Source organism: Ruegeria sp. AE3 (genome assembly GCF_056542225.1).
Genome location: NZ_JBQFZL010000010.1, coordinates 63,398 through 79,105, shown reverse-complemented (window position 1 = coordinate 79,105; position 15,708 = coordinate 63,398). Strand labels below are relative to the sequence as shown.

Annotated in this window: 13 protein-coding genes; 9 read left to right on the top strand and 4 right to left on the bottom strand. The window is 55.5% G+C overall.

The genetic code is table 11. From position 1 onward, the window contains the following. The first annotated feature begins 197 nt into the window (after positions 1 to 197). The 5 genes from ACR0NZ_RS15970 (at position 198) to ACR0NZ_RS15950 (ending at position 5,432) form a co-directional block, all read left to right on the top strand. On the top strand, positions 198 to 1,706 hold the full coding sequence (locus ACR0NZ_RS15970; RefSeq protein ID WP_480520320.1) for an oligosaccharide flippase family protein: 1,509 nt from the start codon (positions 198 to 200) through the stop codon (positions 1,704 to 1,706). A gap of 100 nt (positions 1,707 to 1,806) precedes the next feature. Continuing rightward, positions 1,807 to 2,799: a glycosyltransferase family 2 protein gene (locus tag ACR0NZ_RS15965; protein ID WP_480520280.1), complete on the top strand. Its 993-nt coding sequence runs from the start codon at positions 1,807 to 1,809 to the stop codon at positions 2,797 to 2,799. Beyond that, on the top strand, positions 2,796 to 3,728 hold the full coding sequence (locus tag ACR0NZ_RS15960; protein ID WP_480520278.1) for a sulfotransferase: 933 nt from the start codon (positions 2,796 to 2,798) through the stop codon (positions 3,726 to 3,728). Before ACR0NZ_RS15965 ends, ACR0NZ_RS15960 begins: the two co-directional genes overlap by 4 nt. After that, the gene (locus tag ACR0NZ_RS15955; protein ID WP_480520276.1) at positions 3,728 to 4,750 is read left to right on the top strand and encodes a lipid II:glycine glycyltransferase FemX; all 1,023 of its coding nucleotides are present in this window, start codon (positions 3,728 to 3,730) and stop codon (positions 4,748 to 4,750) included. Before ACR0NZ_RS15960 ends, ACR0NZ_RS15955 begins: the two co-directional genes overlap by 1 nt. Position 4,751: 1 nt before the next feature. Further along, the gene (locus tag ACR0NZ_RS15950; RefSeq protein WP_480520274.1) at positions 4,752 to 5,432 is read left to right on the top strand and encodes a polysaccharide deacetylase family protein; all 681 of its coding nucleotides are present in this window, start codon (positions 4,752 to 4,754) and stop codon (positions 5,430 to 5,432) included. A gap of 5 nt (positions 5,433 to 5,437) precedes the next feature. Here ACR0NZ_RS15950 and ACR0NZ_RS15945 read toward each other — a convergent pair whose 3' ends face one another. The 4 genes from ACR0NZ_RS15945 to ACR0NZ_RS15930 form a co-directional block, all read right to left on the bottom strand. Further along, complete coding sequence (locus ACR0NZ_RS15945) at positions 5,438 to 6,367, bottom strand: sulfotransferase domain-containing protein (protein ID WP_480520272.1); 930 nt, start codon at positions 6,365 to 6,367, stop codon at positions 5,438 to 5,440. 53 nt (positions 6,368 to 6,420) lie between these two features. Continuing rightward, positions 6,421 to 7,722, bottom strand: a complete 1,302-nt coding sequence (locus ACR0NZ_RS15940) for an O-antigen ligase family protein (protein WP_480520270.1) — start codon at positions 7,720 to 7,722, stop codon at positions 6,421 to 6,423. 183 nt (positions 7,723 to 7,905) lie between these two features. Continuing rightward, a complete protein-coding gene (locus ACR0NZ_RS15935; protein WP_480520268.1) occupies positions 7,906 to 8,697 on the bottom strand; it encodes a sulfotransferase family 2 domain-containing protein in 792 nt (263 codons plus the stop codon). A 149-nt stretch (positions 8,698 to 8,846) separates the two neighbouring features. Continuing rightward, the gene (locus ACR0NZ_RS15930; protein WP_480520266.1) at positions 8,847 to 10,871 is read right to left on the bottom strand and encodes a right-handed parallel beta-helix repeat-containing protein; all 2,025 of its coding nucleotides are present in this window, start codon (positions 10,869 to 10,871) and stop codon (positions 8,847 to 8,849) included. 806 nt (positions 10,872 to 11,677) lie between these two features. On the opposite strand from ACR0NZ_RS15930, the gene ACR0NZ_RS15925 reads away from it, so the two are divergent. The 4 genes from ACR0NZ_RS15925 (at position 11,678) to ACR0NZ_RS15910 (ending at position 15,700) form a co-directional block, all read left to right on the top strand. Next, positions 11,678 to 12,082, top strand: a complete 405-nt coding sequence (locus ACR0NZ_RS15925) for an SxtJ family membrane protein (RefSeq protein WP_480520264.1) — start codon at positions 11,678 to 11,680, stop codon at positions 12,080 to 12,082. A gap of 9 nt (positions 12,083 to 12,091) precedes the next feature. Further along, on the top strand, positions 12,092 to 12,241 hold the full coding sequence (locus ACR0NZ_RS15920) for a DUF5989 family protein (protein WP_480520262.1): 150 nt from the start codon (positions 12,092 to 12,094) through the stop codon (positions 12,239 to 12,241). Positions 12,242 to 12,250: 9 nt separating this feature from the next. After that, positions 12,251 to 14,092: a carbamoyltransferase family protein gene (locus ACR0NZ_RS15915; protein WP_480520260.1), complete on the top strand. Its 1,842-nt coding sequence runs from the start codon at positions 12,251 to 12,253 to the stop codon at positions 14,090 to 14,092. Positions 14,093 to 14,173: 81 nt separating this feature from the next. Beyond that, positions 14,174 to 15,700: an alginate O-acetyltransferase AlgX-related protein gene (locus ACR0NZ_RS15910; RefSeq protein WP_480520258.1), complete on the top strand. Its 1,527-nt coding sequence runs from the start codon at positions 14,174 to 14,176 to the stop codon at positions 15,698 to 15,700. Positions 15,701 to 15,708: the final 8 nt, after the last annotated feature.

The window sequence follows — 15,708 nt, the reverse complement described above, 5'->3', positions numbered from 1 at the left end:
GGGCAACTATCAGCCGCCCGGCGGGAATACCAGAATCGCGCTCCTGCACGTCTCGGAGCCTGCCAAAGGATCGCAGATTTGGAAACACTAACGCAGCAATGCGTCTTTTGTTATGAGTTTGGAAAGTTAATCACTTGAAGCAGCCGTCCGATCCTGCTCCGTCAAAAAACACATCTTCCCGCACGTCCGCTCTTGCGGTGGGGGCAACTACATTATTTGCCTCGAGCTTGTTTCGGCAGGTGCTCGGGCTGATCACCCTGATTGTAACCGCCCGGCTGCTTACGCCCAAGGACTTCGGCATCGCCGCCTATTTCCTGGTTGCAACAGCCTTTCTTGAGATGATGCAGCGGCAGATCGCCGTCGTTCTCATACGGCTTGACGACGTCACTCAGGAGCATCTCAGCACGGTGTTCACCTTTCAGGTGATCCTCGGCATTGCCGCAGCGTTGCTGTTTTATGCAACCAGACCTTTGTTCCCGCTTATCGGGCTGCCCGAACTGACACAGCTTGCCCCAGTCCTGTGCGTGCTGTCTCTGATCATCGCCCTGAGAAGTCCCCGTTTCATACTGTATGAACGCAAACTGCGCTTTATTTATGCCGCCGGGGAAGAGACGATCAGCCGGATCGTATATGCGATCATTGCAATCAGCATGGCTTTGATCTGGCGTGACTTCTGGGCAATCATCGCCGCCAATTTCTGCGCCCTTGCAACCCGCAGCATATGGACATTCAGCATAGCGCCAATGACCGTGCGCCTGTCGTTGAAACGCTGGCATGACTGTTTTTCGTTTTCGGTCTGGACCACCGGCGCGCAGATAGCTCAGTTCTTCTCAAAAAACATGCCGCAGCTTATCATTGGTGCCACCCTGGGGCCTTCCGATGCCGGTGTGTTCCGGTTGGGAAATCGGCTGAGCACGCTCGTCACAACGCAGTTGTTTGCCCCCTTGCAGCGTGTGCTTTACCCGGGGCTTGCATACATATCCCGCAATACTGACCGTCAGGATGAAGCTTTCAATCGGCTGAACGAGTTACTTCTGGCAATTGTATTGCCGATTTCGGTCGGAATGGCGCTGGTCGCCAATTACCTGGTGATTGTCGTGATCGGCTGGCAATGGCTGGGTGCGGTACAGGTCATATGGGTTCTGGCACCGCTCAAAGCGCTGGAAACACTTCAGGAAAATGTCCGGTCGGCATCCTATGTCGAAGGCTCGACCAAGCTTCTGTTTATCAGAAATTTTTTCCTTCTGATCCTCGTCTGCCTACTGATGATGGCCGGTGTGCAGTTCGGCTTTATGGGGGCATTGGCTGCGGCGGGTGCTGCCAGCACAGCCGCTATTTTCACCACATTGCTCATTGCCAAGCGATATGGCACGCGCACATTCTTTGGGCCAATCACCGTCGCCTGGCGGTCGATTGTGTCTACGCTGGTTATGATTGCGGCCGTTTTTTTCGTCGACAGCGCAATTGGCAATCAGGACCAGATCGGCTGGGCGTTCGACACGCTCGATGATCTGCCGCTGCTGCGCTATCGGTTTGCAGTCAAAGTGCTGATCGGTGCCTTTGTATATACCGGGATGCATTTCCTTTTGTGGCATCTCGTCAAACGCCCCGAGGGCTTTGAAACTCTGGTTCTCAGATTTGCCCGAAAGATACGCGACCGCATTTTGAACCCGAACGCCAAGAAACATGGCCCGATGGAATCGTAACAGTGTTTTGCACCGATTGTTCTTTGAAATTCTGTGATGACATGGCCACAGGGGCCGACGGCACAGCGCAGCATCCCGGCGGCGGAACAGGGAGGTCCCTGTGAAACCGGCACCTGCACCCAAACTCGACCTCAGTGTCATCATCGTGAACTACAAGACGCCCGACGTGACATCGAAGGCGATACAGTCGGTTCTGGATCATCCGGGCAATTTGGATCTGGAAGTAATAGTGGTCGACAACGATTCACAGGATGGCAGTGTCGAGGCACTGCGCGCAGCCTTCCCGCAGATAACGGTTCTGGATGCCGGTCATAACGGCGGGTATGCGTGGGGGAACAATATCGGCATCCGGCGTGCCCGGGGGCGCTATCTGCTTGTCCTCAATCCTGATGCGCTGGTTTATGATGGCACGCTTGAGCATGCCGTCTCGTATATGCAGGAAAACCCGGATGTTGGCATTTTGGGCGGACATGTGTCGCTTGAAAACGGTACCCAGCAGCCAACCCTGTTCCGTGAGGTCTCGCTCAGCAAACTGTTCTGGAGTCTCGTGGTCCCGAACCGTATCCTACGGCGCAGCCGGTTTTTCGGGGATCAGCGTTATGCCTCTCTGGCACGCGATACGGCGCAGGATGTTGAGGTTGTCGCCGGGTGTTTCATGATGATTTCACGGGAAATCGTCGAAAAGGTCGGCATGCTGGATGACCGCTTTTTCATGTATAGCGAGGAATCCGAATGGTGCTGGCGGGTTCGGCAGGCCGGTCTGAAAGTGCGCTACAATCCTGAGGTTCGCCTCATGCACTACGGTGCCGTGTCCACTGGCCAGACATCGCCGTGGAAATCCGTCGAGATCGCGAAAGGGCATATTCTTTTCCTGCGCTTTACACGGGGGCCCGCAGTCGCGTGGCTTGGAACCGCGCTTATGATGCTGGCAGACCTGTTGCGCGCCATCTGGTTTCTGCCGATCAGTCTGATCCGGCCCGGCCACGAAGGGGCCCGGGCCTGGCGCGCGCGGCTTGCGTTCCTGTTCAGAGCCCTGTTCCAACAACCACAGGGCCAGACCCCCCCGCAACCCGATATCGGCATGGCGACATGAAGGTGCTGGCCAAATCCGCCCTGCGCGGCACGGTGCATACTGTTCTTGCTCCGCTGGAGGCACAGATGCTGGCGCGCCAGCCCGAGGCAAAATGGCCCCACATTTTCATTCTGGGCGCACCCCGGTCCGGCACGTCGCTGTTTTATGAACTCATGACGACGCAGTTCGCGTTTGCCTGTTTCACCAATCTGGCGCACCGGTTTTATAAGACACCATTGGCGGCAACCAGGCTCGGGCGGCCCTTCATCTCGCGACACAAACCCGCCTATCAGAGCGACTATGGGCATATTTCGGGCTGGGCCGCCCCAAACGAAGGCGGATGGATCTGGCAGCGCTGGCTCGAAGATGGCCCATGGGTGGACGAGAGCAAGATCGCGGACCTGCCCGTGGATGAAATTCGGGCGACGCTGGCCGGAATGTCGAACCTGTCCGCAGCGCCTTTCATCAATAAGAACGTGATGCACTCGAACCGGGTACGGCTGCTGGACGCCCTGTTCCCAGGCTGCCTGTTTCTGGAGGTCCGGCGTGACGCCAAGGATACGGCTAGATCCATTATCCGGGCGCAGCGCCGCAACAAAGGACCCGAGACGGATAAAGATGAATGGTGGTCCGTGCGCCCGTCAAATGCAGGGGGCGACACTGATATCGAGCGGGCCTGCCGTCAGGTCGTTGGGGTGGCCGGGGATATCGAACGTGACTGTGTCCATGTTGGGGCGGACCGGCATATCAGAATAGATTACGCAGCCCTTTGCGCGGCCCCCAAGAGCACCCTGTCCGACGTGGTCCGCTTTCTGTCCGAGCACAACGTTCCCACTCTGGCACTGAACCAGGACCCGGTTCCGGAACAATTTACCCTGAGGCCGTCCAGACCGCTTGAGGACACTGAAGAAACCCGCCTGGAGGATTTGCTTCAGGGAGTGGCGGTCTGATGGAACAGAAAACGCTCTCTCTGCGCCCGGTTGCGTCTGAGGACTGGCCCGGCACCAGCGGCCTGTTCGATGACCTTACCTATGAACAAAGTCTGACCTATGCGCAGGCTGCCGCCCACCGCATCGGTGCAACTGCGGAATTTGTGACCATTTACGATGTACAGGACAAACCGGTTGCTGCGGCCTGCCTTAGGATCAAAAAGATCCCGGTCCTGAATCGCGGCATCGCCTGGATTGCGGCGGGTCCGCTGACACACGCAACCGGTTGCCCTGCGCCCGAACCGGAGATGATTGGCGCTGTCCTGTCAAAATTGCGCGATTATGCGCATTCCGCAGGACATGTCCTGCGCCTGCGCTTTCCGGTTCATGCCTCCCCGACAGAAGATGCGATTGCGCGCGCAGGCTTCACACCGACCGAAAAGGCCGCGCCCTATCGCACCGTGTTGATAAACCCGGATCAGCAGGATGACAGCCTGATGCGCGCCCTGCACGGCAAATGGCGCAACCCTCTGCGCAATGCGTTGAAGGCCGGGTTGGACCTTGAAACCGGCCCCATCCGGGAGCTGTCAGGCCGCTTCAGTCGCCTTTATGAACAGGTGCGGAATGCCAAAGGGTTCCAGCCCGATATCCCTCCGGAATTCTACTATGCGCTGTCGGGGCCGGATTTCGACCATGACGTTCTGATTGCCCGCAAGGATGGCGAAGATATCGGCGCGATGACGATCGGAGTGTCTGGCCCAAACGCCATCTATCTGTTTGGGGCCACGTCCGAGGCCGGGCGGAAGCTCAATGCCGGGCACTACCTGATGTGGCAGTCCATGCTGTATTGCCGTGAACGGGGGATAAAGTGCTTCGATCTGGGCGGGATCGATGCCGAGGCAAACCCAAGCGTCACCCGCTTCAAGCTGCGCACGGGCGGCACGGACGTCACGGCGGTGGGTCCCTATGAAGCCCGGCCAAACGGGCCTGGGGTCGGTCTGATCGACCTCGCCGAAACCCTGCACAAAAGGCTAAGGTCCTGATATGACCCGTCTGATCGGTCTGAACTTCCACGGAATAGGCTCCCCGGCCCGCGACCTTGAAGACGGCGAAGCGCTATATTGGCTGTCCGAGACCCAGTTTAGCGGCGTTCTGGACCGGGTTGCGGCAAGCCCCAATCCGAAGGCCTTTGTTCTGACCTTCGATGACGGCAACCTGTCGGATTATGAGATCGCCCTGCCCGCCCTGACCCAGCGCGGGCTGACCGCGACGTTCTTTGTTCTGACGGGGCGGTTGGATAAACCCGGATCCCTGGCCCGCGACCACGTCACGGCGTTGCTGGCCGCCGGAATGGGCATTGGCAGCCACGGGATCGCCCATGTCGCCTGGAGCGCGCTTGGTGCCGAAGCGCTTGAACAGGAGCTGACCCAGTCACGCGCTGTGCTGCAGGACCTGTGCGGCGGCCCTGTGACCGAGGCCGGAATACCGTTCGGCCGGTACAATGCCCGCGTCCTGCGCGCCCTGCGCCGCACTGGCTACAAAACTGCGTTTTCCAGCGATACAGGGTCTATGAATGACACCGCCTTTCTGCGCCCGCGCACATCCCTGCGCGGGGATATGACACTGGCTGAGATCGACGCTATACTTGCGGGACAAATGCCCTTGGCCCGGCGCATGCGCCGTGCGGTTGGCATGATCCGAAAGCAGCTTCTGCCGCTGCGCTAAGACTCTCAGACGGCGTCCTTCGATCCTGTGGCCGAGGACCGGGCATATCCGAATTTATCCAGAACATGCCCCAGTTCCTGTTCGATATAGGCCAGATGCTCGGGCTCCAACTCGTCTTTCCACTGCCCGCTGCGACCGCTGCGGATATGGGCGCGTTCGTTGGTCTTCGTGGCCGAGACCTTGCTGCGCTTGCCGGCCTCGAACAGGCGCATCAGACGAACCCCCAACTCATGCTCCTGCCCCGTCAGCCCCAAGAAAGTGAACATCTCGGAATAGAGGTCATCGCGTTGCTCACCCATCAGATCATCATACGCGACCTCAAGGATATCCGGGTCATCCAGATCCCAGTTCTCAAGCGTTTCGCGGCTGAAAAAGATGAAGTGGCGGATTGTCATGAACAGACCTTCGGTCTTGTCCACGGCCTGAAGTTTTTCCTGATAGGTCTGTCCATTCTCATCCGGGACATGGGCCCACAGCTCATTGGTCCACAGGTGGTAATGATAAGACGACACGATCATATCGCGCGGGTCCCGCATGATATGTATCCCCCGGTAGCGCCCAATTTCAGACCAGGGGGTCCGACTATGGGTCGACAGGAAAACTCGGGTCTTCGGCTGCGGGGCGTCTTTTGAAAGATCCTCGAACCGGGCATTCAGCCCAAAGGCCAGAAGCTTGAGCACCGCCTTGAAATAGGTGGTCATGGCCTTGTGATGCGTGCCGACAAATATTTTGGGCTGGTCTTCCTCCAACCCTCGCGCACGCATCCTGCACGCCAGCAAAAGCGGCATCATCTGCCAGAATTCGGGGTTTTTCAGCAGCCCGTAATTTTTGCGAAACGAGATTGGAACCTGAGTCAGTTTTTTCTGCAACTCCGACCGCTTCGGCTTGCGGCCAATCCCGGCATCTGTCGTGATCTTGCTTTGCTGAACTGACACCTGTCGCCTTCCTTGTACACTTATCACCAAACGCGCCGCACACTCTTGTCTGCTTACGTTCCTTCAGAACCGAACCGCGTATATCTTATCCGACGCGTGCGGCGCTGTTTCTCTTCGGCTTGCGGCTGGTCGCTTTCTTCCTTGGCGTTGGCCATCCAAAGCCCCGCGCCCAACAGGAACATCAAAAGACACGAAGTGGCGTCCCAGACATGCACTGTGATGGCCGCGATACAAAATCCTGACAGAGAGAAAAGATACCCCAACCGGTAGCTTTCCAATCTGCTGGACAGCTGAGCGCGCCCCAGGATCACGAAAACCATCACAATGGCCGACACGATGAAAATCAGTGACGGCAACCCGTAGCGCAAAGCGACAACCAGCCAGAAATTGTCGACGCTTCCAACCATCCAGCGCGGGCGCGACCATTCGTTGAACCCAATCCCGAATATCGGATTGTTCAGGATGTCGTCAGAGGAATAGGTGAAAATGCGAATTCTGTTGAACGCTGTCGATTTCTTAATCGTCAGATACGCCGCAAAAAGCTGAGCCGGAGGCCGGTTCGCAAAAATCTCAAGGAAAATATACAGCCCGGCAAAGAGATACAGCAGCAGGTTCCACTTTTTCTGGAGGAACGAGAATACGGTCTTCCAGGTCATTAATGCCATCTGAACGGCAATCGCCAGCCAGGCCCCTGACGACAGAGAGACAAAAGTGGCAAGCAAGACGCTGCCGGCCCGGCTGACCTTGTAGGTGAACCCCTTGCCGTATCCCAATACGTACCAGGCCAAAGAGAATGCGACGCTGCAGAATACACCGTACAAAATCGGGTGCGGCATCGAACCCTGCGCCCTGTAAAAGCCCAGGCGCGGTTCCTCTTGCACGATGTTATAGACGTTGCCGATCTTGCCGAATATCTCGAGAATCAATGACCGGTCCGTAATAAACTGATGGACGCTGAACGGCAGCATGAGCAGTACGGCAATGAAAATCCAACGCACAAAGGTACGAAATGCGTGCTCATCCCGTATCATCCAGCGTGCGATGAAATACGGGCTGGTCGTCTCGATGAATGAGATGCCGATATATTCCCATCGCCACAGGGCATGGTGGTAGAAAATCGCCAGCGCGCCCCACACTGCATAGCCCAGAACAAGGAAATCCGGCGCGTAATACCCGCCCGAGCCATCAAGCCAGCGGATCAGGGCCGGGAAAAAGAAAACCAGCAGAACAATGCGATAGCCGCTGAGCTGCAGCCCCGCGACTTCAAAATAGAGCGGAAGTATGAAGCCAAGAAACAGAAACGGCACGATAAACGGCCGGGATGTGCGCCCGGTGCTGCCACCCGTCGCCTGCAAACCCCTTCTTGTTGCTGTCGATACCGCCAATGGAACTCACCACCACTCTGCGTGCATATTACCAGATGTATTCCTTATCTGCCTGTTATCCCGAATACTGATCACGGACAAAAATCACTTTTCATGAATACCATGATTATAACAGGTTTTGTCGGGTCGAACCCGGACCGGAATCGGGTGTGATTATGCGACAACATCCTCAAGCGCTTTCCGGTGCAAAGCAATGTCCGCGGCATAATGGTCCTGCACGAAACCCCGGATTTCGGGTTCGTCAAAAACGGAAGGGGCGGACGAGACATTTGGTTTCATTAATATTTTTCGGGCCGAGACGCGCAGCTTTTCATGAATCGGGCCGGGCAGAACCCGCCTGGCAACGGCGCTTCCCGCGTACATGACGCGGCTCAGGCCCTGATAGCGGAATACCGTGGTGCGATTGGCATGACCGATCTCCAGCGTATCGGTGCCGATATGGCGCGCCAGGTCGGAAACGAAACAATCCATGCGTTCGACAGGGTATAGGTTCCTGACCATGCGCCTGCCATCGACCTCGACGAAACCGGATTGCCGGGCAAAATGGATATAATCCGGCGCGATCACCGCCGGTTCTGACTGAAGATAGGTGATGACCTTGCCGATCTCGTCACGGATATCGCTGTCATCGAGTTGTGCGAATTCCTTGCCCAGATACATCTTGGCCCGTTGCGCCATTGCGGACCGGAACCTTTGAAACGGATCGCGCAACAGCGCATAGCTTTCGTAGCTTTCCAGCTTTCCGAACGCTTCGGGATCCAGTTCGCGCAGCAAGGACAGCGGCAAATGCCGAAAGTCGATCTCACCCAGTTTCGGATGATGCTCTACCGTTTTCAGGAACCGGCTGTCGGCATCATGAAAGGGTAGAACGGCGTTTCGCACCGATGTCCCCGCGCATTTGGGGATGTGGATGAAAATAAAACGATAACGATCAGATAAAATCATAAAGCGAAACCATGAACACGATACAGAACCTACATAGCGTTATGTGGAAGGAACCCGCAAAAAGCCAGATGCGGAAAACAAAGACGGGGCGCAAATTTTGCGCCCCGCCCAAATTCGTGTCGTTTTGCCTGTGGCTGAACGCACTGGCGTCAGGCGATCATGGTGTCGTCCAGAACCGTCGTATCGACAAACTGAACCTCGTCATCGATCGCGAAGGCGCTGACCTCGCCATCAATATCGGCACCCCATTGGGATCCAAGGGTCCAGTCCCGGTTGTGTACATTGCTGAAGTCGAAATCCACTCCGATTTCATCAATGACAACCTGATCATCAACAATAACCTGCAAGCGGTCAGCATCTTCGTCAACCAGAACAGTGATCTTATGCTTATTGAGATCATTCAAACCCAGGTCATTTGCTTTGAAGCCTTTATGGAATTTGGCATCGTTGTTGGCGACCCTCACTTCCAGCCCGTCATCCTTGAGAATCAGACCGATTTTATTGTGGTTCCAGACAAGGCGCTGTGTGCTTCCATCAGCCTCATCACGGGCGAATTCGATCGTAAACCCAAGCTGACTGGAATCTGCGAACTCCTCAAGCCGACCCATATTTAAGTAATCATCATCGCCGTCGAACTGAATAGCAGGTCCAGAGCCGGTGTTCGCGACGGTCGTATCCCCTTTCAGCTGAATCTCGTCATTGCTGAGCAAGGTCGAGATATCCAGAACGAAGTCATCGAAGACCATCCCCGCAGTCGCCCCACTATCCGGTTGGGTTGCCCCGCTGTCCGGCTGGGTTGCCCCGCTGTCCGGCTGGGTGGTGCCGCTGTCCGGCTGGGTGGTGCCGCTGTCCGGCTGGGTGGTGCCGCTGTCCGGCTGGGTGGTCCCGCTGTCCGGCTGGGTGGTCCCGCTGTCCGGCTGGGTGGTCCCGCTGTCCGGCTGGGTGGTCCCGCTGTCCGGCTGGGTGTTTGAGCTGCTGCTTCCGGTCGTAGCAGTCCCAACCCATTGATCGTAAGAGATTGGGAACAGCTGAGCCAGGTCCGATCCGGCATTCAGGTTATCAATGGCGCTGCCTGGTTTGACACCAAACTGGTTGTATCCGTCTTTCGCACCAGTGGCGTGGTACGTGAACACATCATCGTAATAGCCCGGTGCGCTTGGGTCAGTGTTCTGAACAAAGACGTTGCTGGTGACGTTCCAGTCCGATTGCCCATTGTATCCGGTGACCGCGGAAACAACGTTCTGGTCAATCGTGACGTTCTGCGAAGAGCTCGACACGTTGATCTTCGGTATCGACACACCGCCGGTCAGCAAACCGGGAACGGCCACAACCGTGTTGTTCGAAACCGTCAGATCCTTGGCGCCCGACACGGTGATCCCGTGCGTGTGCCCGTTGTAGATCATGTTGTCTTCGATCAGCACATTTGTATAGAACATGGACGGATCATCAGGGCTGGCTTTCCCGCTGCCCATGAAGATTGCCTGGGCATAGTCACCAGACCCCATGTCGATGATGTTATCGCGAATAATGATGTCGCTGCTTGGCCCCAACAGTTTCGAAAACTGAATAAAGTCCCCGTGGTCGCCAGAGTTCAGCGAACGTTCGAAATCATGGAGATAGTTGCCTTCGATCAGAACGCCCTGGTTGCCATCCAGATACATCCCGTCTGACCGGATCGAATGCATGTTGTTGCCCGAGACAGTCACATTGCTGCTGGACCCGATGTTCATCCCCTTCAGCCAGTCCGAAAACTCGTTGTTCGAGATGGTAATGTCGGAACTGCCACGGACGTGCAGCCCCATGCCCCATCCATAGCCATCATCCGTCGAAGAGACACCCGTGGCCCAGTCACCCGAGAACGTGGAGTTATCGATGGTGATATTCGAACTGTTATGGATCTGGAAAGGCTTATAACTTTTAGCCTCTCCACCAAAAGTATAGTCGAAATTCAGATCTTCGAACGTAATGTTCGACGCACCATTTATATACATCTCCGAAATCGTGGCAGGCGCATTCGCATCAGCCGACTTGATTGTTACTGTCGATGCGTAGCTGGCACCGAGTTTCAGTGTGCCATAATCGCCTGCAGCAAGGAGGATGGTTTCACCCCCGATTGCCTGCGACAGAGCCTGGTTCAGCTCTGCTGCGGAAGTTACTGTAATCGTCGTCGACATCTTTCACCTGTGTTTCCAAACGCGCTTACCCAAAGCGCTGAAGATCCCGCTCACCCAAGGCGTATGGAACAGTCGCACAAGGGCGACAGATTGGCCGGAATATGGCTATGTTTGGAAACTGTTGCCTGTATAAGGACAATTATGCCCTTTTGCCGTCATTTCCGAGTGAACTCGATACTCGATACCGGGAATTGTTCCACTTCCCTTAGCGGTTACATCGGGTTTGACGAATTGATTCCCACGCCGCAACAATAGACACCAAATCGCCGTAATTCAGGCGTGTCCCCGCGTATCCGCGTCAGACATCGGCAATGAGTTGCTGGGTTCCGCTACGTCACACCCTCAAAAGGTCACACTGCTTGTGCCATTTGGTCTCATGCCGATACAAACAAGAGGTTTTGACGGATGAGGTTGGGCTGCGGAACGCGGCAGGGATTTCCTGTGTCGCCACTTACGCGTCAGCGGCATCGGCACAGGCTGATGGTTAATAATATTCACAGCACAGCGAAGTAGATGCGTTTGTTCTTTTCGCTCAGCCAGAAAACCCGGAAGCTGTAAGATTCGATCAATCCTGGAGCCCGGCCCCATTTGTTTCATTATTCACAACAATAAGCCGTGGTTTTCCCAGGCAAACAGATCAAAAAACCTGCGCCTGTGCCTCGGGGCCTGTGAATTGGGTTCATTTGCCAAATAATTTGCGACAATGCCACAATCTAGGTGTATAAACTAACAAAGTTGGTTTCCCTGACTGGTTGTGCAGGGCGGCGTATGAGTTTCTAGAGTTATCCGAATGAGATGATCTTATTATGATCGATATCGAGGCACGCCACGAAGTCCAAGGTGGCAGCAACCGCAGCTTTGGATTCGTCTTTGCCACCGTCTTCACCATCATCGGTTTCTGGCCGCTGATCCACAGCGGAGGTCTGCGGTATTGGTCGCTGTTCATCGCGGCCGCATTTCTGCTGGTCACCCTGCTGCGCCCATCAGTGCTGTCAGGCGCAAACCGGCTATGGACAAAATTCGGCCTGCTTCTGGGTGCGATTGTTGCGCCCATCGTAATGGCTTTGGTCTACTTCCTGACCGTGACACCGACCGGGTTGATCATGAGAGCCTTGGGCAAAGACCTTTTAAGGCAAAAATTGAACAAAGATACGAACACATATTGGATTGAGCGCACGGAAAATGTGGGCCCGATGAAAAATCAATTCTAGGAGTGTCAGATGTCGTTTCTGGTAGAGATGTGGCAATTTCTCAAAATTCGAAAGAAATTCTGGCTGCTGCCGATCCTCATCATGATGGTGGTTTTTGGTGGACTGATCGTGCTCAGCCAGGGGTCGGCCATCGCTCCGTTCATTTATACTCTGTTCTAGGGCCGGGCCGTGACAGCAATTCTCGGAATCTCCGCATTCTATCACGACAGCGCTGCGGCCATTGTTGTCGATGGCACTTTGATTGCCGCCGCGCAGGAAGAACGTTTTACGCGCAAGAAGCATGATGCGGGGTATCCGTTTCATGCGATCGAATACGTTCTGGACGAGGCCGGCCTAAAAATCGGCGATGTCGATCACATCGCCTTTTATGACAAGCCGTTTCTGAAATTCGAGCGCCTGCTGGAAACATATGTCTCTTACGCTCCGCGCGGACTGAAGTCCTTTCGGATGGCCATGCCGGTCTGGCTGCGTGAGAAGCTATTTCAAAAAGACCTACTGACCCGGGAGCTGCGCCGCCACGACCCCGAGTTCCGCCCCGGCGACCGGTTGATGTTCAGCGAGCATCATTTCAGCCACGCCGCCAGCGCGTTCTTTCCCTCGCCTTTTGAAGAGGCGGTAGTTCTGACACTGGATGGTGTCGGAGAATGGGCGACGACGACCTTGGCCATCGGGCGCGGCAGGGAATTAAAGATCGAAAAGGAAATCCATTTTCCGCATTCGCTCGGCCTGCTTTATTCCGCGTTCACCTATTACACGGGCTTCAAGGTCAATAGCGGCGAATACAAGGTCATGGGGCTGGCCCCCTACGGCACACCCCGCTTCAAGGATGTCATCCTCGAGAAACTGGTCGACCTGAAAGAGGACGGATCCTTCAGGCTGGACATGCAGTATTTCAACTATGCCGTTGGCCTGACGATGACCAACCAGCGTTTCGCAGACCTTTTTGGTGAACCTGTGCGCCAACCCGAAAAGGATCCGCTAACCCAGTTCCACATGGACATCGCGGCCTCGGTTCAGGCAGTCACCGAAGAGATCGTTCTGCGGCTGACACGTTCGGCTGCGCGCGAATATGGCATCGACAATCTGTGCATGGCCGGTGGGGTTGCGCTGAATTGCGTTGCCAACGGTCATATCCTGCGGGACGGCGCATTCAAAAACATCTGGGTGCAACCTGCCGCCGGAGATGCCGGCGGTGCAGTTGGGACCGCCTTGGCAGCGTGGCATACGGAACTGCAAAATGAACGTCAAAGTGATGGCACATCCGACAAGATGAAAGGGTCTTATCTCGGCCCTGAGTTCGCGCAGGATGACATTGAACAGCGTCTGACCGCCATCGGCGCAAAATACGAGACATTCGAAACCGACGCCATGATTGCCGAGGCGACCGCGGCTCTGGTAGACGGCAAGGCGCTTGGCTGGTTCCAAGGCCGGATGGAATTTGGGCCCCGTGCGCTTGGGGGCCGGTCGATCATTGGCGATCCGCGATCCCCGTCGATGCAAAAGACGCTGAACCTCAAGGTCAAATACCGCGAAAGCTTTCGCCCGTTCGCTCCGTCAGTTCTGCGCGAAGATGTGAGCGACTGGTTCGAGCTGGATTATGACAGCCCGTACATGCTGCTGGTGGCGGATGTGCAGAAAAAACTGCGCCGCGCGATGACCGCAGAGGAAACCCAGCTTTTCGGTATCGACAAGCTCAACGTCGTGCGCTCGGACATTCCGGCGGTGACGCATGTCGATTATTCCGCCCGCGTTCAGACCGTACATTCCGAAACCAACCCGCTTTACCACACGCTGATTTCTGAATTTAAGCAGCGCACCGGGTGCCCGGTTCTAGTCAATACATCCTTCAACGTCCGGGGGGAGCCGATCGTATGCACGCCCGAAGATGCGTTCCGCTGTTTCATGGGCACGGATCTGGACATGCTGGTTGTCGGCCGGTGCATTCTGCGGAAACCCGATCAGGATGAGGCGCTGAAACAGGATTACAAAGAAGCGTTCGAACTTGACTAGCGCGAGCATCTCTCATCGCAACGTTGCCGGTACGTTCAATATGTGCCTGCCCCGTTTTGGGGCCCGCTACATCAGAAAAACATGACATTCGCACACCCCAAATTCGACAACAGAAAGATACTCGGGGTATTCTTCGTGGTCGCATGTGTGGCTTTCAACAAATGGTCGGTGCAGGCGCTGGTCGCGTCGGACGGGGTGATTGAATCAGAGCTGTTCACCTACATGATCATCGGAATTCAGCTTTTGCTTGGGTTTTTGGGGCTGTCCTTCGTGAAACTCTGGCAAAACCGCTTCTGGCTCGGTTTGATCCTACTTGGTTTTGTTCTTTATGTCTGGGTTACGACGCGCCAGCCCACCGAACATTTCGAGAATTTCTTCTTGGTGTATCCGGCAAAGAGCTTTTACTTCAACGTCCTGCTGAGCATCGCGGCCCTGCTGGGGTATTTTTTGACAACCCAAGGTAACCGGCGACTAGACATTGCCCAGAACGTTGCGCTGAGTGTTGCGACATGTGGGTTTGTCGCCCTATTGATCGAACTGCCCGCCCTGATCGGAATCATCGATTACCGGCAGGTCTTTATCCCCAAAGGGGTTGGTCTGACCGGCCCCCACAATCGGATTTATGAACCGAGCGGGTTTTTCCACCGCCCCGCAAACGATCAGTACAGCGAGGTTCGGCAAGGGGATTCCGTGTTAACGCTAGGTGCGCGCACAGACCGTCTTTATGAGGCAGACTACACCTATGATCAAAACGGGTTTCGTAACAGCACTCCAATCGCAAACCCTGATCTGCTGCTTGTCGGCGACAGCTTCATCGAAGGGTACAAAGTCGAGCAGAATGCAACCGTCACCGAGCGGATCATGCGGGACTCCGAGTATACGGCTGTAAATCTCGCCCAAAGCGACTACTCGCTTTATCACGGGCTGAGCGCGATGCTCCACTATATGGATGACTTCACACCCAAGGTTGTGGTCTGGTTTCTGTTTGAAGGCAACGATCTGCCATACTTTCCAATCGATCATGAAGAGTTTGTGTCACGCAGTGCAGCTGCTGCTGAGCCAGCTCGGTTCAGCGCAAGGTCTTTCTTTAGAAATTTATCTTTCAGTCTGGCCTCGTGGAGTTCGTTGGCAATGCGCACATGGCAGCAGGACAACTATGCGCGAACCCGCTCTGGCTATTTTCCAAATGAAACATGGTCTCCTGAAACGGCTATGTATTTCGGATTTGCTCCTCCCGAACGGCATGAAGCGCGCATGCCTTATCTGAAGGAGCTGTTGTTGCAGGGGGATGCCTTTGTTCGGGAAAATGGTGGGAAGCTTCTGGTCGTACACATTCCGATTAAAATAGATGTTTATCGCGATTTATTGGCCTTTCCCGATGACAGCGTTGTGCCAGGCTGGATGTCACTGGAACTGGCCGCCAAACTTCAGACATGGGCAGATGAGAACGGCATAGACTATATGGATTTGACACCTGCCTTGCAGGAGGCCGCCGCTGACGGGACATTGGTCTACTTTCTGGACGATGCGCATTGGACCCCAGAAGGACATCAGGTCGTCGCACGGGCAGTCATTGATCACCTAACGACGAAAGGCTGGTTGGATTAGAGTGCTGG